A 22,201-nucleotide genomic window follows, 5' to 3' on the forward strand; every position below is an offset into this window, starting at 1 on the left:
CAGACTTTAATCCATGTAAATATTGTCTACTCTCTGCTTTTATTAGCTCACAGCATTCACACTTTTACATATAGTAAGACTACCACAAATAAAAAAGGAGAGTGACTTATACCACTCCCCTCAAAAGACCTTCCCTATAGCTGCTAAAACTAATACGATTATTAAAATTGCAAATAATAATGAGACAATGAAACTAAAAATAGGTAACGCTTTCTTTTCATTCTTCTTAAATAGTAACTTTAAACTAAGAAAAATATTTACTGGTACAAATATAAAATAAAAATATTTAACAATTTGCACCGAGCTATTCGAAAGTGTTTTTAATATAAACACTTCAATTAGAAAAACAATAAAAAATGAAATACTTAGCCAAAATGAGACGTAACTAAGCCAAGAATGTCTTTTTGTCCCCCAATACACTCCCATAATACTCTCCTTTTATTTGTATTCTATACGTTAATAATTATACACAAAGCTAACAAATACCTCTATTTTTCGACAAACATTATGCAAAATACCATTTTAAACGTCATAAAGGAAGTTTACATCTCCATTTGATTTTACACAATAAAACAGACTACCCTCTATTGGCATAATGCTACTAGAGGTAGTCTGTTCTCTATTAGACTTTAAATCTGTCAATTAGTCCTTGCAACTCTTCAGCCATTTGAGATAACGTGCCTGCTGCAGATCCAATTTCCTCCATCGAAGCTAGCTGTTCTTCAGCTGAAGCCGCAACATTTTGTGTGCTTGTCGCATTATTTTGTGCTGTCATTGCAATTTGTCCTACCGAAATAGATACTTCATTTGCCCCTTTTGACATTCCATTAGCCGTTTCAACCATCGTCTTAATTTGATTAGCTATTTTATTTGTAGATTGTAAGATTTCAGCAAAGTTTTGCTTCGTTTCATTTGCGATAACAAGTCCAGATTGAACTTCCTCATTTACATGATTCATAGATTTGACTGTCTTACCCATATCATCTTGTATTTCACATATTAATTTACTAATTTCACTAGAAGATACGCTAGACTGCTCTGCCAATTTACGCACTTCATCTGCAACAATTGCGAAACCTCTTCCATGCTCACCGGCTCTTGCGGCTTCAATCGCCGCATTTAGAGCTAGAAGGTTTGTTTGATCTGCAATATTTTGAATTACTTCTAAAATATCACCAATTTGTTTTGATTTATTATTTAGTAATTGTATAACTGCATCTGATTGTGAAACCGATTCTGCAATAGACTGCATCTGGTTTACTGTTCTTCCTACTAGTTTCCCACCATCTTCTGCTTTTTCACGAGTATGTGCAGAAGCCGTATTAATAGATGATGAACTATTTGCTACATGTTGAATTCCTTCCGTTACATCAAACAGTAACATAGCGCCATTTTCTACGCTTGTTGTTTGCGTCGTTGCCCCACTTGATATTTCATCCATTGCGATTGTGATTTGCTCAGTCGCTTCACTTGCTTGCCTTACACTTGCAGTTAGCTCTTCTGATGCCGCTGCAACATGCCCAGCTGAATCGTTAATTCTTCCAATTAACGTCCGTAACGAATTCGTCATCTCATTAAAGCCTTTAGCAAGTTGGCCGATTTCATCATTAGAATGGATTTCAATTGTTTGCGTTAAATCCCCTTCGCTTATTTCTTTAGAGGTAACAACTAATCTCTTTAAAGGCTTCGTAATTGAAAGTGTCACAAAATAAATAAGTGCCCCGCCTACTACTAATGAGATAAGCATAACAATTAACATATTATAAAATACAGGTTGAGCAGCTTCAATTACTTCAGTTGCGTACATCGTCCCACCAATTTTCCAACCTGTTTTTACGTTTGTAGCAAATACCATATTCTTTTCACTACCACCATAAGAATATGTAAAAGCACCGTGATTATCTTCATAAATTTTCTTTGCCCAAGAATCAGCTGCTTTATCCCCTGATTTTTCTTGTGGATGAGCAATGATTTTTTGCTTTCCATCTAAAATGAAGGCATATCCTTTTTTACCAATATTGATTAACTTTGTTGTTTTTAATAAATTGTCTAAACTTAAATCTAGCGCAACAACCCCATTTTTATCTTCTGTTTGTTTTGCAATCGTTACGACAATATGTCCATTTCCTTTTGCCTTATATGGCTCGCTAACAACAATACCACCTTGTTTTGCCACTGCATCTTTATACCAAGGTCGTGTTGTTGGATCATAATCTGCTGCCATTTGTATATTTGGTTCCTGTACAAATTTCTTATCATTACCGGCAACATACACTTGTTCAACATCTATATTCAAATTGATATACTGAGATAATGTCTTTCTTAGCTCATCCTGATTATCCCCTTGATACATATTCCCTTGAATTACTCGTGCAAAGTTATTCACATCGTTAAATTTTGCTTCAATCATTTGATTGATTAAATTATCTAATATTTTTATATTATCGTTAGCACTACTCGTAATTTGTGATTCAAAATTCTTTTTAGCAGTTTGATAAGACATGCCCCCGATTATAGAAACGGCTGCAATTAAAATTACAAAGAATGAAATTAATAGCTTTTTTGCTACTTTCATATCACGAAACAAATTTAATAGTTTACCCATTATGAACCTCCTAATTTTCGAATTTAAAAGTTAAATTGAGTTAATTATGAATATTTCCCATTCCTTAATTATTATTTTCATAACCTATTATGGTGAATACTTTGTAAAGTTTAAACAATTAATTTCTCTTTGTCTATATATACGAATAATATTATTATAAAATTTACAAATAGAAAAAACCAAAGGGGCCCCTTTGGTTTTTACATTTTTTTATGTTGTTTAGAAATTTTCTTCCATTTATCACGCTCTGCTCTGGCAAGGATTGCATCTTGTTTCCTCATAAAATACGCCAGTTCTCTTTGTAATTTTTTATAGCTTTTCAAACGATCTATCGTAATAAGTCCGTTTTCAATTGCACTATACACCGCGCATCCTGGTTCATTCTCATGCTTACAATCACGGAAACGACATGTTGTCGCAAATTCTTCAATATCAGAGAATGCTGTTTGAATCGCTTCGCTGCCTTCCCAAAGTTGCAATTCCCTCATGCCAGGCGTATCAATCACGAGAGCGCCACTAGGCAATTGGAATAATTCTCGATGCGTTGTCGTATGCCTCCCCCTACTATCCTCTTCACGTATATCTCCCGTTTTTGCTACATCAATTCCTATTAGAGCATTTAACAAAGTTGACTTTCCTACCCCTGATGACCCAACTAAAGCAATTGTTTTCCCTGAAGAAACGAATTGTTTCAACGAATCAATACCTGTATGCTCTAAACTATCAACAACGAAAATAGGAACACCAATTGCTATAGCTTCCGTTTCTACAATTTTTTGTTCTACATCATTACATATACTACTCTTTGTTAAAACAATAACTGGCATAGCGCCACTTTCATACGCCAATAATAAATAACGTTCCATCCTTCTAACATTAAAATCATGATTAAGTGCATTCACTAAAAATAAATAATCTACATTTGCTGCTATAATCTGTTCTTCTGTTCTTGTTCCAGCCTCTTGTCTTGAGAAAGAACTTCTTCGCTGGAAAATACGATGAATAATCGCTTTCTTTTCATCTTCTATTTTCTTTATATACACCCAATCACCAACTGCTGGATAATCGCCTTTCGTAATCGCTTCATGCCGAAACTTCCCAGACAGTTCTGCCATATATTCACCATCATTACAAATAATGCGATATATATGCTTATGCTCAAGTAAAATACGACCTACTTCATAATTTTTCTCTGTAACTTGTTCTTCAAAAAATGAATCCCAGCCGAAAGATTCTAAAATATTTTGATTCAAATAAATATCCTCCCTAGTTTGTACTAAGTGGAAGGATTGCGAATTACCTTATATAATATCGCCCTTTCCATCCACCTTTGTATTTGGTTGATTATTCATATAAGTTATTTTCGCCATAATACATCACCCCGTTCTTATTTTAATTATTCTCATTATATGGAATTCTCCTATAAAAAGCTACATTATTTTACGTAATTTTCAAATAACTTGTTTTTGAGCAGTCTAATTTGTTCTCGATGACTAATTTCATCTTCTAGCACATGAAACCATAGATAGTGCTGGTTATATGCTACACCGTTAGGCCACTTTCTTTCTGACATGAGCCACTCATCACCTTGTTCACTTAAATACTTCAGAGATTCTTCTCGAACACTTTGTAGACGTTGTACATAATACTGTATTTCATGACCACGGATTGCTCTACCCGCTTCCCCTAAATACAGTGCATCTTCCCAGATTTCTAATTCTTCTTTTGTAAAGTCACGATCTTGAAATGAAATAAGCTGATGAACTTTTTCAATAGCTGCTATATGCTTTAATAAGGCGCCAATTGAATTTCCGCTGCTTTGAATAATTAAATCTAATTGCTCAACTGATAAATTTTTTACTTCGCCTAATGTTACAGCTCTCGTATGCTCAAGCAGGCTTACTAATTCCCCTATTTTTTTGTATAACCAACTACACTTCTTATTCGATAATCTATATTCATATCACGCACCCCTTTCTGCATTCATATTATTGTAAAAATGATTCATATAATAGACTGAAATATATCTAAATTTTCTGTTACAATTAATTTGAATACAAATTATACCCAAACAAACTTTCTCAATATGCTTATATGAAATATTAAAAGGAATCAATATAAAATAATCGAATCTTATTCACTAAAAGGAGTGGATTCGATGGAGATGTATCAATGGCTAACCGCTGTTCTCGTTGGTGGCATTACCGGCTTCGTTTCCCATCTAATCAATAACCAAGGTAAGTTATTGCTTCCACGCCGTTTGAAAACATTTTTTCATTTTGGATTTTTAACTGATATTTTTACTGGTAGCCTAGCCGCACTTCTTGGGCTCGTTTTATTCGATGTCACCGCAATAAAAGAAATTATAAAAGTATCCATTGTAACTGCTATTTCCGGTCAAACTTTTTTACTACATCAAGCTCTTGGTGGCGAACAGGCTAAAAATACGCAAATTGGGAAAGCTGATGAGAAGATTCAAGAAATTGACAAATTATTGCGACGTTAGTGTATACTTTCTTTTAAAATTATTGTTATAATGAGAAATAAATATTTTCTATTGCGTCGTTTGTCAGGAGAAAGGGTGTTTCGTATGACAAAAAAGAAAATAGAAGATTTCTTAACAAACTCCGAAAAAGAGGAACTGCTAGAAAACTATAAATGTTTACGAGAAGCCCGCACAAAAAGCGAAGCTAACTATTTTGGCGAAGCAGTAAACCATCTATTAAATAAAGCAAAACAACGAATTATTAAAGATGCAGGTATACATGATGAAAATGCTGCAACTGTTCAATCAAAGAGAAAAGCACTGTTTTAGCTACATTAGCTAAAACAGTGCTTTTTATTTAGAATTTTTCTCTTTCCATGCTATATTCTCTCCGCCTTTATACTTCCCATTTTTACAGTTTCAAAAGTCATCTAGACCTAAAGATCAAACTAATAATATTAGCCCACGCAAACCATTTTAATAATAGATAAAATAATTGAACTAGTAATGCTACAAACTAAATAAGTTTATTAAATCGCTTCTTTTAAATCTGAATGCGGATTTGGTCCGTATTGATTGTCATTTTCTTCACTTTCAATGATAAAAAATACAAGTAAAACAACGCTACCAAACGGTACAAAATTTAATAGTTGCCACCATCCCGTTTTCCCAATATCATGTAATCGTCGTGCACCAACCGAAAAACTTGGTATAATCATTACTAACATAAATAGCAACGCAATAATAGCAACTAACACCTCTGAAAATGATGATAAAAATAACAGTAGCCAAAAAATTACGATATTGGATAAACTAAAAATCCAGTACTCTTTTCGCGTAGCTCTACCACTAAAATTCCCATAATTCTTTAGAGCTTTCAAATACCATTGCATTTAAACCTCTCCCTTTTATCCCCAATAAAATTAAAATATGTAATTATTAACAGATAAGTAGAAATATAACACAATATTTATGTAAAATCCATATTCCCATCTAAATTGCCCTCTATTTAAATAGTTTTTTCCTTCAGCATTTTTCACATTACTTTCACATCTATTTCACAAATATAAGTAGTCCGATATGCTAAACTAAGTATATCCTTTTCCAAGGAACTATATGCCGATATATAAATCCCTATCTTTATAGGGATTTTTATTTTTTGATTCCTCATAACTTTGTTACAATACATTTCTTCTACTATTTCTATACTTTTAGTAACCACTTTAATTAAAAGCACATTCATGTATTCACACTCTTATTAATTCTGATTTGCGAAATATTTATACAAGCTTTATGATGCGATTCCTGTTTCACTATTTTCAGTAAGTTTTTCACTTTTTCTAAACAAAAATAAAGCTCCTATATATAGTAACGCTGTAAAACTACCTATAAGGATAAAATTGTGAGATATTGCAAATAACATTCCAGCTATTGCCGCACCAATCATTTGACCAATGTACATAGAAGCATTTGCAAGCGCGGCTCCTGTTCCTCTTGCTACACTAGATATGTTTTGTAAGTGCCTCATCATTAATACAAACAAAATTCCTGTCCAAAAAAACAAAGCAAAGAACGATAACTCCACCAATACAATGTTCTTTACATGTGGAAGTAATACATATAGCACTGCTGTAAATATAATTCCACCATAGAAAGAAAGGTTATAACCAATTTTATTTACGATTCTAGGACCAAAAATATTACCAGTTAAATTTCCTAACCCTAATACGAGCATAGCTGTACCTACTTCATGAACTTGTAAGCCAAATTGAATGGAAAGCCATACACCAAAAAATGAAAATGCAGCAAAATTTCCGGTTTGAAAAACAAAGTATGCAAAATAAGAAAGTGAAACCTTTGAATCTGTAAGTAATTGTTTATAACGCTGTAAAATCGCTTTTTTATTTCCACCTATATGAACCGACTGTATTTCTGGTAATACAACATAAATAAGAATGACAAGTAGTGCTGATAATATACCAATGAAATAGAATGGGATTGTATAATGTATCGTTGCTAAATAAGCTCCCAGTGGCAGCCCTAAAATTTGAGAGATTGATAACCCTGCTGTTGCAACCCCAATTGCTTTCACAATTTGCTTTTTCTCTATAAGGAGCGGAATAGATGCCCACACTTGTGGAGATACAAAAGCTGCACTTACACCTGCTAAAAATCTAAATGTTAGCATCCATAAAAAACTCGGTGCAATTCCACAAAAAAATGTACTTATTGCAAAAAAACTCATACCTAGTACCATCACTTTTTTTCTGTTTAATCCATCTGATATAGGACCAGCAATAAGCGCAAATCCAGCATACCCTAAAGCATACGAACTCACCATCCATCCTGACAACTCAGTTGAAACATGATACACCTGTTGTAATGTCGGCAACAGTGGTGAAATTAAGAAAGTATCTGTACCGATCATAAACATTATCATAAAAAATACAGCTAGTACTCTGTTCATTTAGACCTTCTCCTTATATAAACAGAGGGTACTCTCCCTCTGTTTAACTAATCTTCTAAAATAGATTGGATTTCTTTCATGACCCTTTCATTCAATGCAACGTCTACCACTTTCACACTTCCTCTTACCTGCTCTGCCCGCTTTCCACCAGGTATAACAGTATCAATTCCTTCTTTATTTAATAACCATGCTAACGCTAAATGAGACACTTCAATATCATTTTCTTTCGCTAGCCCTTTTAACTTATTCACTTTCTTAAAATTACTCTTATATGTATTTTCTTCAAATAGATTTACATTTTGACGCCAATCGACTTCATTTAATTTGAAATCTTCTGTATATTTTCCGCCTAATATTCCAAAAGCAAGAGGCCCATATGGAATAAATGAAATACCCGCTTCTATACAATACGGCAACAGTTCTTCCTCAGCTGTACGTTCTAACATATTGTATGGAGATTGTACAACATCTATATGACCATGTTGGTTCGCTTCTTTTAATTGTTCTATGTTTACGTTCGATATTCCAATTGAACGAATTTTCCCTTCTTCTTTTAAACGAGTAAGCTCTCCAATTGAATCTATGTAACTTGTTTTAGGGTTTGTAAAATGTAAATAATATAAATCAACATAATCAGTCTGTAATCTTCTTAAGCTATTTTCCACAGCATTTCTTAAATAACTTGGTTCATTGTTAATATAAGTTTCTCCATTTAACAACGGTTGAATTCCACCTTTTGTAGCAAGTATAAACTCATGACGTTTTCCCTTTAATACTTCTCCTACTAATTCCTCTGATCTACCGAAACCATATGAATCTGCTGTATCAAAAAATGTAATCCCTTGCTGAATAGCTTCTTCTACTAATTGCTTTCCTTCTTCTTCATTCACATTAGCATATAAATTATGTCCCCCTACTGCATTTGTACCTAAACCCAGCCTTGAAATATTTAATCCTGCCTTTTGCAATTTTGTATACTTCATTTTTTCTCCCCCTATATTTCTATTGTTCGAATATATTCGAACAATAGAAATATACCACTTTATATGTTATAGTGCAAATATCTTAACTTATACAAGTAGGTGAAATATGCGTACACTCTATCATCCAAATCGAGAAGAAATTCAATTTTCTTCTGTCTTATATGCACTTAGCGATCAAATTCGTTTACAAATTGTAAATATGTTACTAGAGAAAAATGAACAATCTTGTGGTGCTTTAAACATCCCTGTTGCAAAATCAACTTTATCTCACCATTTCAAAGTTTTACGTGAGTCAGGTGTTATGTACACGCGCCTTGAAGGAACACAACGTTTCATTTCAATTCGTGAAGAAGATTTAAATGCTAGATTCCCAGGTTTATTACAAGTTGTATTACATGCGACAGAGCCATATTAAAAAAACATCTCATATTCATATGAGATGTTTTTTTAATATGGCTATTCTTTTAATAAATCTAATAATCCATTACCTTCGGATGTACGTTCATACCCTAAAGGTACAGTTCTTTTAATAAGTTGTGCATATATTTCCGGCTCTGATAACTTTCGACCGTATTCTTTCTCACACTGTTTAATGAGCAAGGCAAGCGCTCCAGCAACATGCGGCGTCGCCATGGAAGTTCCACTTAACACTGCATATTTCCCATCTGGATACGTAGATAATATTTCATCACCTGGCGCTACTAGATCAATTTCTTGATTTGAATTACTAAAACATGTGATTTTCCGTTCTAAATTGACAGCGCCAACTTCAATTACTTCCGAGTAAGCACCTGGGTAATCTAGTTCCTCTGTATTATCATTACAATCTCCATTATTCCCAGCAGCACATACGACGAGAACATCCTGCTTTACCGCATTTTGAATTGCTTCATGTAATTCTGGAACATCTTGCGGACCACCAAGTGACATTGAAATAATTCTCACTTTCTCTTGATTCGGCCCTCTCCAATTTACAGCATAATGAATTGCCTCAATAATTTGCTCGTAACTTCCAGAACCATCTCCCGCTAAAACTTTTAATACTAACATTTTAGCAAGTGGTGCAACTCCTAATACACCGACACCATTTTCAGTTGCTGCAATCGTCCCCGCGACATGAGTACCATGTCCGTTATTATCAAGATACACATTTGGATCAGCTTCATAATCTTTTGTGAAATTTCTTCCGCCGATAATACGATCTTTTAAATCTATATGATTAGTATCACACCCTGTATCTAATACGGCAACGACTACATCTTGCCCCTTCACACTCTTTTCCCATACTTGCGGAGCGTGAATCAGTTGTACACCTGGTGGAATTTCATTTACTTGTTCTACAACTTTATTTACGATAAATGGAATCAATTGTATACCTTTTTGTTTATTCACTGTACTACTCATCGTAATCCCTCCTGAAAATGTATTATTTTCATTTCAGACCACTTTTGAATACGTGTAAATGTAACATTCGTTTTATTCTTTTTGTTTTCCTTCTTTTCAAATATTTCTCAACATCATTTACTAACTCTATACTACTTTTGTATTTCCCCTATGATTTATAGGAAATAACAGCCTGGGTCATTCAACTAATAACCAAAATAAAAGGACCAATTAATGGTCCTCTTACAGTCTTTTAAAAGAATGATATGTAATTTGAAAAATAATATAAATTAAGACTAAACCTCACTCTTGTTTAAAAACTTTTCTATTTCTTTTACTAAATATTCCGCTCCCTCTATCCCAACAGTAATATTTCCATTTGCTAATGATATGTTCTGCTCTGAAACATCACCTGTGATTTGGCAAGCATTGTAAGGTTGATATTTTTGTAAAATGATTTTATCTGCTTCTACAAAAATTTCAAGCGGTGATTTGATTTGTATTCCCAATACATCGCGTAATTCTTTAGGGATAACAATTCGTCCTAATTCGTCTACTTTTCGAATAACTCCTGTTGCTTTCATATTTCTCCCCCCTTTCTCTCTATTAATTTTTTTCACCTCGCTTTTTCCATTTTATCACTTTTTGGCAATACTTGCCTCTTTTTAGAAAATTTTGTACTCGAGTTAAAAAAACACATTTAATGCATACGTAATCTCTCTTTCAATTGTTTTACATAACGGGATCTTATAAGTAAGAAGTATACAACTTGAATACCTATGAAAATACTTAATACAACTGTATTTTCTTTAAACAATGAGTACTCAAACATTTGCCCTAACGCCGTTAAGGCTACTGCCCCATGTAATGTTGCAACACCAATTGGAACGAAGAATAAAAGCGCCAATCGAATTGTAACTACCTTCGATAATTCCCTACTCGTCAATCCAACTTTTCGAATCATTTCGAACAAGCGAACATCATCCTCCAAATCGGAGAATAAACGGAAGTAAAGGAAACTTCCTGCGCAAACGAAAAATACTATACCAATAAAGAAACCTACAAATAAAATCGGTCCTGCAATTTGTAAACTTTGGTTTTGTTCGTACTCTTCCGCACTAAACGTTAACTGTTCTTGATACGGTTTAATTTGATGAGTAAGCTCTTTACCAATTTCAATCTCATCTTTCGTTCTTTCAGTTTTATACATATAATCTTTTGTCTCTATAAATCCATCTTGTAATGAATCATATTGATTATTAGAGATTACATAAACATTTCCTCTTAATATTTTCCCCAATGAAGATGAAGTAACTTTTTTCACCTTTAAACTTTCATTCATATTGGGTAAAGTAATTTCTTTTCTTTCTTTCATCGCTGGCCCTGGTATATCAGCTGACAAAAATACAACCTCTTTATTTGCTACAGTATTAAATGGTTCTCCCGTTAACTTTGCATATTCCTTATAGTCTGATTCTTTTATAAAAGTGGCGCTTCTTAACGACTGTTCCTCCGTTTTCTTTGTCGAAATATTAGTTTTTGAAGCTGCTATATTATGTTTCTTTAATCCTTTGTCAATCATTTGTATATGTTGTGATTCGTTACTATTCCCTTGCTTAGAATGGTAATGAAACGCAATTGGTCTCTCCATTATCCCTTTCGTCATGGATGCGAAGCCGACTAATGTCCCTATTGCGGAAAATGCTACAGTAGAAATAATGGTTACAATAAAGAACATTCTTGCGTTATCTCTCATACGATACGCTAAATCTGATAACGTAATAATATTAGTCTGTGTCCAATAGAAACGTTTACTTTTTTTACATAATCGAATAATAAAGACACTCAGCTGCTTGTACAACAAATACGTCCCAATAATAACTACCGTTGTAACAGGAATCATCATAATAAATACCATTGCTCCATGTGATAGAAGAGCTCCTACATAGCCAGCACTAAGCAATACTACTGCTAATATTGAAGAAATGATTGATGCTTTCGGTTCCGGTTTCGCCTCTGCTGATCCTCTAAACAACTTCATAATCTTATTTTTACGAATCATTCCTGCACTAAACAATGATATGATCATAAATAAAATAAAAAACATAATACCCGTTACAACAATTGCTTTCATCGGTATGTAATAGGATAAGGAGATATCTAGTTTCAATATCATCGGAGCGACAAATAGTAATACCCCTGAAAATAACATACCTGAAAGAATACCAAAAATAATTGCCCCTATTCCAATCATAATATTTTCAAAAAAGATAAGACGCTTTAATTGATATTTCGTCATACCTAGCATCATTAAAATTCCTAGTTCACGCTTTCTCGTTTTTAAAAACATTCCCATAGAATATAAAATAAAGAAGAATGTAAATAAGTAAATAATAGACTGTGCAAAAGACATACTTACGAATACGTACTGACCTAATTCTCCTGCACTTAATGCCGGATGAAACGCAAAAAATGAATACACAAAAAAGGCCATAATTGCAAATGCACTACTCAAAAAATAGGCTGAGTATGTCCGTCTATTTCGGGTTACATTCCGATATGCTAGTTCTCTAATGTTCATATTACTTCTCCGCCCTTCTACTATCTATGTTTTTATATTAGTAAAGTGCGGAAATACCTTCCATCGATTCAAATGACAAAAACCTTACATTTTTGAAAGGTTTAAAAAATTGCTTATACGTAGTACTTTATTTATAATGACTACATTCATATTCATACACACATCCTATTGTATATTCGTTAGTTTTGCGAAATAATAAAGGATAGAAGTATGTACCATTATACATATAAACTTATTTACCGCTTTAATATGAATAGGAGGAAAACATAATGACATTACAAGAACAAATTATGAAAGCATTACATGTTCAGCCTGTAATTGATCCAAAAGTTGAAATTCGTAAACGAGTTGATTTCTTAAAGGATTATGTAAAAAAAACAGGCGCAAAAGGATTTGTACTTGGTATTAGCGGCGGCCAAGACTCTACATTAGCAGGACGCTTAGCACAACTTGCAGTTGAAGAAATTCGTAACGAAGGTGGTAATGTAACGTTTATCGCCGTGCGTCTTCCTTATAAAGTACAAAAAGATGAAGATGATGCACAATTAGCATTACAATTCATTCAAGCAGATCAATCTGTTGCATTTGATATTGCTTCAACTGTTGATGCTTTTTCAAATCAATATGAAAACTTATTGGGTGAATCATTAACAGATTTCAATAAAGGTAACGTGAAAGCACGTATCCGTATGGTTACTCAATATGCAATTGGTGGACAAAAAGGGTTACTTGTTATCGGAACAGATCACGCTGCAGAAGCTGTAACAGGGTTCTTTACAAAATTCGGAGATGGTGGTGCAGATTTATTACCATTAACGGGATTAACGAAGCGCCAAGGACGTGCATTATTACAAGAGTTAGGTGCAGACGAGCGACTTTACTTAAAAATGCCAACAGCTGATTTATTAGATGAAAAACCAGGTCAAGCTGACGAAACAGAGTTAGGTATTACTTATGATCAATTAGATGATTATTTAGAAGGTAAAGCAGTTCCAGCTGACGTTGCAGAGAAAATTGAAAAACGTTACACAGTGAGTGAGCATAAAAGACAAGTACCAGCGTCAATGTTTGATGATTGGTGGAAATAAATAAAACATAAAAAAGAAGCTAATCTTCATTTAGCTTCTTTTTTATATGTTAACGATATACCCCTACTCTTTTCTCCAATAAATCTTGCAAGCAATCTTCATGTTGTTTACAAAATAACGGTGGCATGTCGTCTAACGGGAAAAACTTCAAATCCAACGTTTCATCACCATCTACTTTTTTGTCACCTCCAACTATTGAGAATGAAAAGAACATCACAATTGACTGGGCCTTGTCTCCATTTGGATATGATTGAAAATATTTTGTATACACTCCAATAAGCTCATTTATTTCTACATCATACCCGGTTTCTTCTTTTATTTCCCGGATTGCAGTTTCCGCAGCTGATTCTCCTATCTCCATTGCACCACCTGGAAATCCCCAAGCGTTAAAGTCTCCTCTTTTTTGCAGTAATACTTCTCCATCTTTATTAAATACACAACCACCGGCAAAGTTTAAGAAAACATAATCATGTCCTACTTTTTCACGTAATTCTTTTATATAATTCGCCATTCTCTTTCCCCTTTTCATACTTCTTCTATCGCTATTTTTTATCTTTTTCAAGCAATTCAATGATTCGATCTAGCTTCTGGTTCATATTAATCACGTGGTGTTTCTTTGCAACGCTGCTTTGTAATACTCTTCTAATAAACAAAGTAAATGATATGAAAAACAAAACGATAAGTCCGATTACTAAACAAGTATATATCAATGTGAAAATATTACTTTCGAACAAGTTCATTCAGCATTCACATCCTCTCCTTTTTATTTTATCACATAATTCCCAATATTTTAAAGTGATCAACAAATATAAAAAGAGCATCTTTTACAGATGCTCTTTCTCATTGCTTAATACGTAAATGTAATTGTCGCCAATGAATAACCAGCCAATGCACTATAAGGCGCTACTTGATAAGACACACGCTTTGCACCTTTTGGCCAATTTATTTCATTTAATACTTTCTTTATATCTTGCATCGTCCCATCCATGGACTGCTTATATCGCACTTCTACTTTTTCTGGTTTGGCTGCAAACTGTTGCTGCAACTTTTGTTTAAATTCATTATAATTTTCTGCTCCGTATTCTGCAGATAAGTATTGTAAATTTGTTTCTTTTAACATCTGCTCATATACGACAGTTTTTGAGCTACCAGCTTTTATTTTGTTTGTTAATTCACCAAAATAACTTGTAGTTGCTGCTGGATATTTACTACGATCCCAGTCGTGATCTTTACTTAACTGTTCGTCAGACATATTAAAATATGAGTAAGTTACACGCCCTGCTTTATCTGGTACTGGATCATCAAATGTAGTATCTAGGTGATACCATTTGTTTTCAATGTTCACTAAATTCCACGCGTGAGCTTGTCCGTTTCCTGTGCCTGTTACAATATGGTTTTGAATACCTGCCTCTTTTAACAACTCATACGTTAATAATGTATATCCTTGGCAAACGGCAGAACGATTCGCTAATGCTTCATATGCTGTATACGCTTGATAAGACGTATCATAAGACACATGCTTAACAACGTAATCGTGAATAGCTTTTACTTTCTCATGCTCATCCATCCCTGGTTTTACAATTGATCCAACAATTGATTTCACCTGAGCTTTTACATATTGAGTTTGTTCTTTTGATTCACGGTATTTTACTTGCAGTGTAAACGTATAGTCCCCTGGCATTCCTTTAATAGAATATCTAGTAGACGCTACATTATATTTTACATACTCATCAGCATCTACAATTTTATTAAACTCACCATACAATTGATCCATAATATTTCTAGCATTTCTATCTTTTGTTTTATATGTGATTGTAATATTTTCTTCTCGATTATCAATCTGTTTTTTTAATTCTTTTCTGAAATCATCTAATAACTTTACATCTGATTGTGCTGTCACTGTAGTCGGATTTGTAGCTGCATAAGATACAGATGATGCTTGTAAGCCTCCCATTACTATAGTTGAACAAAGTGCGGCAGCTGTCACATACTTACTTGTCTTTCCCATCTTGTCACTCCTTATATTCTATAACTATACGAAAAAGTATCGTATAGTTTCAGAGTATACAATACTTTTTCGTATAGGTCATATGAGATTATGCATATTAACTAATTCACATAAAAAGGTTGTTCTTTTTAAAAGAACAACCTTTTTTCATTAGCATGTTTGTAATACACAGCATGTATTTTCAAAACGTTGATTTTTCAAATCTTCATTATTAATACAGAAATATAGCATCCCTAGTTCTCCCCAAACCATATTACAATTTTTATGATCTGAATCAATTTGGAATAAAAGAGTCATTTGCTGCGGGTCTACTCCCATATATTCTCCTGTCTCATATAACACTTCTTCTTGTACAGAGAATGGCTCACCAAACATTTGATGGTTATCGTAGTTATCTGGAATTAGCTCTTCAAGTAATTGCAAGAAACGATCTGAATCAGCCTCATCTTCAATGAAAAGTTCTGGTAATTTGTATGTCAGTTCAAAAGTAATTGCACACTGGTTATATTTCGCTTGTATTTCATTTTCTCTTCGTAATTGCTCTACAGGAACATCATAATAAAGTACACGCCCAGCTTCTGTTAGATTCACATTTTCTTCAAAATAATTTTCAATGCAAAAGAAATACAGCATCCCCGTCTTAGGAAGATTGTGATCCATACCAACGTTTTGTAAATCACTTAAGTTAAATTGCGCGATAAATTGTAGTGGATTTCCTTTATGCTTTGGATATTCAAATAAAGCTGGTAGATCAGGAACTCCTCCCATTTTCGAACTACCTATCGCAACAGTTCCCTGCTGCTTTGGCACAACTTTTATACAAGGAAATACAGTATTAATAAGTTCTTCTTTCAAGTGTGTTAGTTCATATTTATCAATTAATACTTCAATTTTTTTATTCATAAATTCTCCTTACATTTACATACTTATTTATATCATAGTACAAAGATTATACTTCATTCTTTACAAAATCAACAAGCCTCCCAAAAACGGGCTTATCCTTCGTACGCGAACAAGTTTAAAAAAGCATACTATACATTGTTCCTACAAACATGATAATTCTTTAGTTCTTCCAGTACATTTTCCCCTCGTTCATTTTTAAATATAAGGAGGAATTCTACATGGGTTACGGATATAGTTGCTGTGGTTACGGATACGGTGGCGGCGGTTGTGGTTACGGAGGTTTCGCTTTATTAATCGTTTTATTTATCCTTCTAATCATCATCGGAGCTAGCTGTTGGGGCGGCTTTGTAGGCTGCTAGTAAACTAAAAAACTATTGTAAAAAAGCACGTACAATACGTGCTTTTTTGCCATTTCTAAATCTTTCATTCGAAAGGAAGTATGTTTAATGAAGATTGATGGTGTTTTTGAAGGAGGCGGTGTGCGCGGTATTGCGCATGTCGGGGCAATTTGTGCGTTAGCCGAAAAAGGTTATGAATGGGAACGTGTAGCTGGTACATCGGCTGGTTCGATTATTGCAGCGCTCCTAGCGGCAGGATATTCTTGTTCAGAGTTAAAAACGATTATAACTGATATTGATTATAATAAATTTACGAAAAGAACTTTTATTGATAGAATTCCTTTTATCGGCAAGGGACTCAGTGCATGGACTACTCTAGGTATATATTCTAATGTATTTATAGAAGAATGGATTGAAGAGTTACTTCGAAAAAAAGGTGTTCATTTATTTACTGATTTACCGGATCTAAACAAACTCAAAATCATCGCCTCTGATATTAGTAATGGTAAAATGGTTGTCTTTCCTGACGACTTACCAAACTACGGATTTTTAAATTATCGCTTCTCTATCGCTAAAGCGGTAAGAATGAGTAGTACAATCCCCTTCTTCTTTGAACCCGTAAAATGGAGAACTCCAAAATGGAAGCAGCCTTGTTATATGGTTGATGGAGGAATTCTAAGTAATTATCCAATTTGGATCTTCGATTCACCTACCGCTCCTCGCTGGCCGACTTTCGGATTTCATTTTGTAAAAGATGAGATTCAAGCTGATCCTGCTCACTATAACGAGCCTATTTCCATGTTCAAAGGACTATTTAAAACAATGATGCAAGCTCATGATTTACGTCATTTAGATAAGGAATCAAAAGCAAGAACGATTACAATTCCAACAGGAACGATTACAAGTACTAATTTTGAACTGACAAAGGAAGAAAAAGAATGGCTTTACAATTCTGGTTATAACTCTGCTAATAAATTTTTACAAGCTTGGAACTTTAGGCAATATATCGATGAATATAGAAAAGGAAATCAAGACCGAAAGACAAATCGATTTTTTCGTCAACTTGACTCATAATATTATTACTTTGCGTATAAATACGAGAACGTTTAACAACTTAATAATAAATAAGCCTAGTAATTTCTTATATTACTAGACTTATTTATTATTATATAATCTCGTACATTGTTTAAGGATACGTTAACCCTTCGGCTTCCTCTGCAGTAATAACTATGTAACGATTTCCCGTTCTTAATCCTAACAGTTCTGCTTTTTCAATCGCTTCTTGCTTCGTCTCTGCATAAGCAGCTAAATATTTTTCTCCATTGATCATTTGGCAAATTACATATTGTTTCATTACTTTCTCCTCTTACTTTTTCATTAGTTGTGCAAGTTTTTTTATACCTATTTCAATTTCTTCTAACGTTGCGTATGAATACGATAGGCGCAAAAATTGATTTGCACTTCTATCATATAAAGTACCTGGGTTTAATAAAACCTTTTCTTGCAGAGCTTTATCAAATAAACTGCGATATGAAATGGGTACTTTTATATGTACCCATATATAAAATCCCCCTGTTGGTTCATGCCAAGTTGCTATTTCACGAAGATATTTATCTAACATTAGTAACATAAAATCTCTTCGTTTTTTCAATTCACTTCTTACAAAGCGCAAATGCTCATCATATAGACCATTTGTAAACCACTCTGCTGCAATTTTCTGAGATATAGTGCTTGAACCATAATCTGTTTGCATTTTTATGTCTGACAATCTTTGAATTACTGGCTCAGGTCCAACAATCCATCCAATTCTTAACCCTGGACTAATTACTTTGGACATGCTTCCAATATGTAGTACGATTCCATTTTTATCATAGGCTTTTAAAGGTTTCGAACAAGGTGAATCAAACCATAAGTCTTGATACACTGCGTCCTCTATAATAGGTAATCCAATTTCATTACATATTTCCATCACTTCTATTCGTTTCTTCGCATTCATACTAAAGTTCGTTGGATTATGAAAAGACGGGATTGTATATAAAATAGATGCATTAAATTGCTTCTTATATTTTGTAATATATGATGTATTTAAACCGTTCTCATCCATTGGTATTCCAATGAAACGCATTCCTGCGGATTGAAAAACATTAAGCGAGTATAAATAGGATGGTTTCTCTAATAAGATGGATGCCCCTTTTGGAAGAAGCCCCATAGAGATAAGTTGCAGCGCTTGAATTGCTCCTGAAACAATTAATATAGAGTCAGGAGATACACATATACCATGCCCCTTTAAGTATTCGGAAATCTTTTCCCTTAAATAAAAATTTCCTTTCGGCTCTTCATACCCAAGCTTCACATTTGACTTTAAAAGCTTATTCATAATTTCTTTCATCTTTTTCTCAGGTAAGAGACTCGGCGCGAGCTCACCTGTTCCTAATCGAATTACATGTGGATAAAATTCAGCTTGATTAATCTCCTGAATAGCTGGGAGATTCGGATAATGAAGTCCTGTTTCTACATAAGACTGCCAATTAGGCGGGGGTGCGTAAGTTGAAGCATTCTCATTATTATTTACAACAATTGTTCCTTTCCTGCCATTCCCTTCAATGTATCCCTTTGCAACTAGTTCATCGAAAGCCATTACAATTGTGCTTCGATTCACACCAAATGTATGGGCCAAATCTCTTTGTGAAGGTAATTTCGTTCCAACGGTCCATTCTCCATTAACGATCCTTTCTTTTATATACGTTTCTATTTGTTTATACAGAGGAGTCGCTAGAGACATATTCGGTTTCCAAACGAATCTTTCCATTATATCACCTTATATTCTTTTTGGTTGGTAACCTCCCCAACCATATGGATGGATACAAATTTTCATTTCTTCTATACAATATACACTATCATAATGAATTAAAATAGGAGGTAATATGATGAGTGAAGCAATTATTCATGGTATCATTCTTGCATTTGGACTTATCATTCCATTAGGTGTACAAAATGTTTTTGTCTTTAACCAAGGTGCGAGCCAACCAAACATTTGGAGGGCAGCCCCCGTAATATTAACTGCCTCTATATGTGATACGTTACTCATATTGATTGCAGTGCAAGGTGTCTCCCTTGTACTCCTTACTTTTTCTTGGCTAACTAACTCGTTATATATAGTTGGATTTTTCTTTCTCCTATACATGGGCTTTGTTATTTGGAGAAGTAACCCTTCCAACGATGTAAAACAAGAAAAAAGTATGCCCTTAAAAAAGCAAATCCTTTTCGCAGCATCCGTTTCGTTATTAAATCCACATGCTATTTTAGACACAATCGGTGTAATTGGAACAAATTCTATTCAATACATAGGAAGTGAAAAATGGGCTTTCACACTTGCAACTATTATCGTTTCTTGGATTTGGTTTATAAGCTTAGCGTTAGCGGGGAAATTTCTAAAAAGACTAGACTCAACCGGAAAGACAATTTTATTATTAAATAAATTTTCTGGTCTCATCATATGGGGTGTCGCGCTTTATATGTTAAAACAAGTTATTTATTCTTAATGAACGAAAGAGAATTGCATGTTACTCAAAACATCATGCAATTCTCTTACAAATTATGAAGTAGGCTCTGGTTTCTGTTTTACCGTCTTTGCATCCTTTGCTGGTTTAATCCAAATGATTGCTATGACAGCACCAATGGCAGCGAAAATACTTGTCAAATAAAACACTTCATGGTCCGCCCCTTTCATGAAAAAAGAATATAAAGGTGGTCCAGCTGCTACACCGATAAATCGCATTGAACTATAAAATGACGTAACCGTTCCCCTTTGCTCCTTTTCAATTCCTTGTGTAATGAGGGCATCTAAACATGGGAGTGCCATACCAATCCCTATCCCCATAATAACGAGACAAAGAAGTAGTAAATAAATCCCTTTTATAAATAAAGGAATGATGACTGATGCAGCTGCCATTAAAAAACCAATATAAATACACTTCTTCATAACATTTTGATTATCTCCAATTTTTTTACCGGCCATATAGGAACTAAGTGACAGTACAAGTAACGGGATAGCAAGCACACACCCTTTCCATATACCATGAATGTCATACTTTGATTCCAGTATAGTCGACAAATAAAAGAGAATTCCGAATAAAATAAGCATAATAATTGCACCTAATGCAAAAATGGCAATTAACCATCTTCCTTTTTCTCGAAACGTAGACAGAATAGATTTTATAAACTCTTTAAGTGGTGGTACTTCTCCTTCTTGTTTCTTTGCCTTTACTAGAACAAGTAACAAAACAATTGATACGACACATAAAACTGGAATCGCCCAAAATGGTAAGAACCATACAATGGCAGCAAGAGCAGATCCTAAAATAGGGCTCAGCACTTTTCCAAATGTATTGGATGTCTCAATGATTCCCAACCCTGTACTAACTTGTTTTTCATCTTTGTATAAATCACCAACACACGGTATAACAACCGGCATTGCACCAGCAGCACCAATACCTTGAATCGCTCTACCGATTAGTATCCAAATGTAGGGATTATCAATTTTCCATGATACCCAACCAGTTATCGCTCCTCCTATAGCCGCAATCAGCAAACTCGGAACCATTACCATCTTTCGTCCCCATCTATCTGATAAATAACCAGCAATCGGTATAAGTAAAATGGCTACGATAGAGTAAATTGTAATAATCATGGATACTTGAAACGATGAAATATGTAATTTCTTTTCAATTGTCGGCAAGATTGGAATGAGCATTGAATTCCCTAATGTCATGACAAGTGGAACTGATGCAAGCGCAATTAAACAACAGTTTTCTTTTTTTAACATGTTGATTTCGGAACCTTTCATCATATATTTCTTACCATATAATAGCCCTGTTGGAACATAATTTTCATTCCACCAGGGCTATTACATCTTTAATACTTCCCATTCACAACAAAAGAAATTGGGTAAAATATAGTATTACTTCTATTCTTTGAATTCTGTTCACTATATATCCATACCAATTAATTGAAAAAAAAAGAAAGGAAGAATCCTTCCTTTCTCCTATAACCTTATACATTTAGCGAGTATATCCGCCACCAAGCTGTTGTTCTGCCATCGCTACTAGGCGTTTTGTGATTTCACCGCCTACAGAACCGTTTGCACGTGAAGAAGTATCAGCTCCAAGTTGTACACCGAACTCTTGTGCAATTTCATACTTCATTTGATCTAAAGCTGCTTGTGCTCCATGTGATGCTAATTGATTAGAATTACGATTTCTAGCCATTACCAATCACCTCCTTATTTATATATAAATTGTGTTAAATTCAAATTAAAATACATGGAAATTTTTGGTTATTTTTTACCATAAAAAAAGAGC

At 34.0% G+C, this 22,201-nt stretch carries 25 protein-coding genes and 1 pseudogene; 7 read left to right on the plus strand and 19 right to left on the minus strand.

Features of this window, described 5'->3' with window-relative positions; genetic code table 11:
• Window positions 1–120: 120 nt before the first annotated feature.
• The 4 genes and pseudogenes from BLT20_RS12880 to BLT20_RS12900 form a co-directional block, all read right to left on the minus strand.
• Window positions 121–426 carry a hypothetical protein gene (locus tag BLT20_RS12880; RefSeq protein ID WP_000539569.1) on the minus strand — a complete coding sequence of 102 codons (306 nt, stop codon included), beginning with the start codon at window positions 424–426 and terminating at the stop codon, window positions 121–123.
• A 196-nt stretch (window positions 427–622) separates the two neighbouring features.
• Window positions 623–2,605, minus strand: a complete 1,983-nt coding sequence (locus tag BLT20_RS12890; RefSeq protein WP_000517292.1) for a methyl-accepting chemotaxis protein — start codon at window positions 2,603–2,605, stop codon at window positions 623–625.
• 200 nt (window positions 2,606–2,805) lie between these two features.
• Window positions 2,806–3,858 (minus strand): ribosome small subunit-dependent GTPase A, encoded by a 1,053-nt coding sequence (gene rsgA, locus BLT20_RS12895; protein WP_001073076.1) that lies wholly within the window; start codon window positions 3,856–3,858, stop codon window positions 2,806–2,808.
• Between the two features lie 182 nt (window positions 3,859–4,040).
• Window positions 4,041–4,567, minus strand: a pseudogene (locus BLT20_RS12900) (DinB family protein).
• 196 nt (window positions 4,568–4,763) lie between these two features.
• Here BLT20_RS12900 and BLT20_RS12905 point away from each other — a divergent pair.
• Window positions 4,764–5,111, plus strand: a complete 348-nt coding sequence (locus BLT20_RS12905) for a DUF4257 domain-containing protein (RefSeq protein WP_000426317.1) — start codon at window positions 4,764–4,766, stop codon at window positions 5,109–5,111.
• An 84-nt stretch (window positions 5,112–5,195) separates the two neighbouring features.
• Window positions 5,196–5,420 (plus strand): hypothetical protein, encoded by a 225-nt coding sequence (locus BLT20_RS12910; protein ID WP_000162602.1) that lies wholly within the window; start codon window positions 5,196–5,198, stop codon window positions 5,418–5,420.
• A 200-nt stretch (window positions 5,421–5,620) separates the two neighbouring features.
• Here BLT20_RS12910 and BLT20_RS12915 read toward each other — a convergent pair whose 3' ends face one another.
• The 4 genes from BLT20_RS12915 to BLT20_RS12930 all read right to left on the minus strand — a co-directional run bounded on the left by BLT20_RS12915 (window position 5,621) and on the right by BLT20_RS12930 (window position 8,540).
• Window positions 5,621–5,983, minus strand: coding sequence for a DUF805 domain-containing protein (locus BLT20_RS12915; RefSeq protein WP_001198796.1), 363 nt, complete (start codon window positions 5,981–5,983; stop codon window positions 5,621–5,623).
• A 143-nt stretch (window positions 5,984–6,126) separates the two neighbouring features.
• Window positions 6,127–6,333 (minus strand): hypothetical protein, encoded by a 207-nt coding sequence (locus tag BLT20_RS31330; protein WP_001101741.1) that lies wholly within the window; start codon window positions 6,331–6,333, stop codon window positions 6,127–6,129.
• Window positions 6,334–6,381: 48 nt separating this feature from the next.
• Window positions 6,382–7,557 (minus strand): MFS transporter, encoded by a 1,176-nt coding sequence (locus tag BLT20_RS12925; RefSeq protein ID WP_001082490.1) that lies wholly within the window; start codon window positions 7,555–7,557, stop codon window positions 6,382–6,384.
• Window positions 7,558–7,604: 47 nt separating this feature from the next.
• Window positions 7,605–8,540 carry an aldo/keto reductase gene (locus BLT20_RS12930; RefSeq protein WP_000877968.1) on the minus strand — a complete coding sequence of 312 codons (936 nt, stop codon included), beginning with the start codon at window positions 8,538–8,540 and terminating at the stop codon, window positions 7,605–7,607.
• 106 nt (window positions 8,541–8,646) lie between these two features.
• Here BLT20_RS12930 and BLT20_RS12935 point away from each other — a divergent pair, with 106 nt between their 5' ends.
• The gene (locus BLT20_RS12935; protein ID WP_001259906.1) at window positions 8,647–8,955 is read left to right on the plus strand and encodes an ArsR/SmtB family transcription factor; all 309 of its coding nucleotides are present in this window, start codon (window positions 8,647–8,649) and stop codon (window positions 8,953–8,955) included.
• A 41-nt stretch (window positions 8,956–8,996) separates the two neighbouring features.
• Here the strand turns inward: BLT20_RS12935 and BLT20_RS12940 are convergent, their stop codons facing one another.
• From BLT20_RS12940 to BLT20_RS12950, 3 genes are all read right to left on the minus strand, one after another.
• Complete coding sequence (locus tag BLT20_RS12940) at window positions 8,997–9,944, minus strand: serine protease (protein WP_000099748.1); 948 nt, start codon at window positions 9,942–9,944, stop codon at window positions 8,997–8,999.
• Between the two features lie 275 nt (window positions 9,945–10,219).
• The gene (locus tag BLT20_RS12945; protein WP_000648324.1) at window positions 10,220–10,507 is read right to left on the minus strand and encodes an AbrB/MazE/SpoVT family DNA-binding domain-containing protein; all 288 of its coding nucleotides are present in this window, start codon (window positions 10,505–10,507) and stop codon (window positions 10,220–10,222) included.
• Between the two features lie 116 nt (window positions 10,508–10,623).
• Window positions 10,624–12,504 carry an FtsX-like permease family protein gene (locus tag BLT20_RS12950; RefSeq protein ID WP_001025989.1) on the minus strand — a complete coding sequence of 627 codons (1,881 nt, stop codon included), beginning with the start codon at window positions 12,502–12,504 and terminating at the stop codon, window positions 10,624–10,626.
• A 269-nt stretch (window positions 12,505–12,773) separates the two neighbouring features.
• Between BLT20_RS12950 and nadE the strand changes: the two genes are divergently transcribed.
• Window positions 12,774–13,592, plus strand: a complete 819-nt coding sequence (nadE, locus tag BLT20_RS12955; RefSeq protein WP_000174904.1) for an ammonia-dependent NAD(+) synthetase — start codon at window positions 12,774–12,776, stop codon at window positions 13,590–13,592.
• 49 nt (window positions 13,593–13,641) lie between these two features.
• On the opposite strand, the gene BLT20_RS12960 is transcribed toward nadE, so the two are convergent.
• The 4 genes from BLT20_RS12960 to BLT20_RS12975 form a co-directional block, all read right to left on the minus strand.
• Window positions 13,642–14,103 (minus strand): NUDIX hydrolase, encoded by a 462-nt coding sequence (locus tag BLT20_RS12960; RefSeq protein ID WP_000024992.1) that lies wholly within the window; start codon window positions 14,101–14,103, stop codon window positions 13,642–13,644.
• Window positions 14,104–14,134: 31 nt separating this feature from the next.
• Window positions 14,135–14,332 (minus strand): DUF4083 domain-containing protein, encoded by a 198-nt coding sequence (locus BLT20_RS12965; protein ID WP_001048104.1) that lies wholly within the window; start codon window positions 14,330–14,332, stop codon window positions 14,135–14,137.
• 107 nt (window positions 14,333–14,439) lie between these two features.
• Window positions 14,440–15,600, minus strand: coding sequence for a transglutaminase domain-containing protein (locus tag BLT20_RS12970; RefSeq protein WP_000520867.1), 1,161 nt, complete (start codon window positions 15,598–15,600; stop codon window positions 14,440–14,442).
• Window positions 15,601–15,750: 150 nt separating this feature from the next.
• On the minus strand, window positions 15,751–16,503 hold the full coding sequence (locus tag BLT20_RS12975; protein ID WP_001034843.1) for a YwqG family protein: 753 nt from the start codon (window positions 16,501–16,503) through the stop codon (window positions 15,751–15,753).
• 218 nt (window positions 16,504–16,721) lie between these two features.
• Here BLT20_RS12975 and BLT20_RS12980 point away from each other — a divergent pair, with 218 nt between their 5' ends.
• Both BLT20_RS12980 and BLT20_RS12985 read left to right on the plus strand, forming a co-directional pair.
• Window positions 16,722–16,862, plus strand: a complete 141-nt coding sequence (locus BLT20_RS12980; RefSeq protein WP_000540419.1) for a YjcZ family sporulation protein — start codon at window positions 16,722–16,724, stop codon at window positions 16,860–16,862.
• An 87-nt stretch (window positions 16,863–16,949) separates the two neighbouring features.
• A complete protein-coding gene (locus tag BLT20_RS12985; protein ID WP_000686807.1) occupies window positions 16,950–17,915 on the plus strand; it encodes a patatin-like phospholipase family protein in 966 nt (321 codons plus the stop codon).
• 112 nt (window positions 17,916–18,027) lie between these two features.
• Here the strand turns inward: BLT20_RS12985 and BLT20_RS12990 are convergent, their stop codons facing one another.
• Window positions 18,028–18,195, minus strand: coding sequence for a DUF3933 family protein (locus BLT20_RS12990; RefSeq protein ID WP_000816389.1), 168 nt, complete (start codon window positions 18,193–18,195; stop codon window positions 18,028–18,030).
• 12 nt (window positions 18,196–18,207) lie between these two features.
• On the minus strand, window positions 18,208–19,650 hold the full coding sequence (locus BLT20_RS12995; protein ID WP_000439412.1) for an aminotransferase-like domain-containing protein: 1,443 nt from the start codon (window positions 19,648–19,650) through the stop codon (window positions 18,208–18,210).
• Between the two features lie 118 nt (window positions 19,651–19,768).
• Here BLT20_RS12995 and BLT20_RS13000 point away from each other — a divergent pair, with 118 nt between their 5' ends.
• Window positions 19,769–20,383: a LysE/ArgO family amino acid transporter gene (locus BLT20_RS13000; protein WP_001287291.1), complete on the plus strand. Its 615-nt coding sequence runs from the start codon at window positions 19,769–19,771 to the stop codon at window positions 20,381–20,383.
• Between the two features lie 53 nt (window positions 20,384–20,436).
• On the opposite strand, the gene BLT20_RS13005 is transcribed toward BLT20_RS13000, so the two are convergent.
• Together BLT20_RS13005 and BLT20_RS13010 are read right to left on the minus strand one after the other, a co-directional pair.
• Entirely contained in the window at window positions 20,437–21,666 is a 1,230-nt protein-coding gene (locus tag BLT20_RS13005) for a bacillibactin exporter BcbE (protein ID WP_025921900.1), read from the minus strand.
• Between the two features lie 235 nt (window positions 21,667–21,901).
• The gene (locus tag BLT20_RS13010; RefSeq protein WP_000113545.1) at window positions 21,902–22,108 is read right to left on the minus strand and encodes an alpha/beta-type small acid-soluble spore protein; all 207 of its coding nucleotides are present in this window, start codon (window positions 22,106–22,108) and stop codon (window positions 21,902–21,904) included.
• Window positions 22,109–22,201 lie beyond the last annotated feature (93 nt).

This window comes from Bacillus sp. cl96 (genome assembly GCF_900100505.1).
GTDB classification, from domain to species: domain Bacteria; phylum Bacillota; class Bacilli; order Bacillales; family Bacillaceae_G; genus Bacillus_A; species Bacillus_A cereus.

Excerpts from the sequence above, each read along its gene's own strand:
- BLT20_RS12880 (WP_000539569.1), bottom strand. The coding sequence starts at position 426 with ATGGGAGTGTATTGGGGGACAAAAAGACATTCTTGGCTTAGTTACGTC.
- BLT20_RS12890 (WP_000517292.1), bottom strand. The coding sequence starts at position 2,605 with ATGGGTAAACTATTAAATTTGTTTCGTGATATGAAAGTAGCAAAAAAG.
- BLT20_RS12905 (WP_000426317.1), top strand. The coding sequence starts at position 4,764 with ATGGAGATGTATCAATGGCTAACCGCTGTTCTCGTTGGTGGCATTACC.
- BLT20_RS12910 (WP_000162602.1), top strand. The coding sequence starts at position 5,196 with ATGACAAAAAAGAAAATAGAAGATTTCTTAACAAACTCCGAAAAAGAG.
- BLT20_RS12915 (WP_001198796.1), bottom strand. The coding sequence starts at position 5,983 with ATGCAATGGTATTTGAAAGCTCTAAAGAATTATGGGAATTTTAGTGGT.
- BLT20_RS31330 (WP_001101741.1), bottom strand. The coding sequence starts at position 6,333 with ATGAATGTGCTTTTAATTAAAGTGGTTACTAAAAGTATAGAAATAGTA.
- BLT20_RS12925 (WP_001082490.1), bottom strand. The coding sequence starts at position 7,557 with ATGAACAGAGTACTAGCTGTATTTTTTATGATAATGTTTATGATCGGT.
- BLT20_RS12930 (WP_000877968.1), bottom strand. The coding sequence starts at position 8,540 with ATGAAGTATACAAAATTGCAAAAGGCAGGATTAAATATTTCAAGGCTG.
- BLT20_RS12935 (WP_001259906.1), top strand. The coding sequence starts at position 8,647 with ATGCGTACACTCTATCATCCAAATCGAGAAGAAATTCAATTTTCTTCT.
- BLT20_RS12940 (WP_000099748.1), bottom strand. The coding sequence starts at position 9,944 with ATGAGTAGTACAGTGAATAAACAAAAAGGTATACAATTGATTCCATTT.
- BLT20_RS12945 (WP_000648324.1), bottom strand. The coding sequence starts at position 10,507 with ATGAAAGCAACAGGAGTTATTCGAAAAGTAGACGAATTAGGACGAATT.
- BLT20_RS12950 (WP_001025989.1), bottom strand. The coding sequence starts at position 12,504 with ATGAACATTAGAGAACTAGCATATCGGAATGTAACCCGAAATAGACGG.
- nadE (WP_000174904.1), top strand. The coding sequence starts at position 12,774 with ATGACATTACAAGAACAAATTATGAAAGCATTACATGTTCAGCCTGTA.
- BLT20_RS12960 (WP_000024992.1), bottom strand. The coding sequence starts at position 14,103 with ATGGCGAATTATATAAAAGAATTACGTGAAAAAGTAGGACATGATTAT.
- BLT20_RS12965 (WP_001048104.1), bottom strand. The coding sequence starts at position 14,332 with ATGAACTTGTTCGAAAGTAATATTTTCACATTGATATATACTTGTTTA.
- BLT20_RS12970 (WP_000520867.1), bottom strand. The coding sequence starts at position 15,600 with ATGGGAAAGACAAGTAAGTATGTGACAGCTGCCGCACTTTGTTCAACT.
- BLT20_RS12975 (WP_001034843.1), bottom strand. The coding sequence starts at position 16,503 with ATGAATAAAAAAATTGAAGTATTAATTGATAAATATGAACTAACACAC.
- BLT20_RS12980 (WP_000540419.1), top strand. The coding sequence starts at position 16,722 with ATGGGTTACGGATATAGTTGCTGTGGTTACGGATACGGTGGCGGCGGT.
- BLT20_RS12985 (WP_000686807.1), top strand. The coding sequence starts at position 16,950 with ATGAAGATTGATGGTGTTTTTGAAGGAGGCGGTGTGCGCGGTATTGCG.
- BLT20_RS12990 (WP_000816389.1), bottom strand. The coding sequence starts at position 18,195 with ATGAAACAATATGTAATTTGCCAAATGATCAATGGAGAAAAATATTTA.
- BLT20_RS12995 (WP_000439412.1), bottom strand. The coding sequence starts at position 19,650 with ATGGAAAGATTCGTTTGGAAACCGAATATGTCTCTAGCGACTCCTCTG.
- BLT20_RS13000 (WP_001287291.1), top strand. The coding sequence starts at position 19,769 with ATGAGTGAAGCAATTATTCATGGTATCATTCTTGCATTTGGACTTATC.
- BLT20_RS13005 (WP_025921900.1), bottom strand. The coding sequence starts at position 21,666 with ATGTTAAAAAAAGAAAACTGTTGTTTAATTGCGCTTGCATCAGTTCCA.
- BLT20_RS13010 (WP_000113545.1), bottom strand. The coding sequence starts at position 22,108 with ATGGCTAGAAATCGTAATTCTAATCAATTAGCATCACATGGAGCACAA.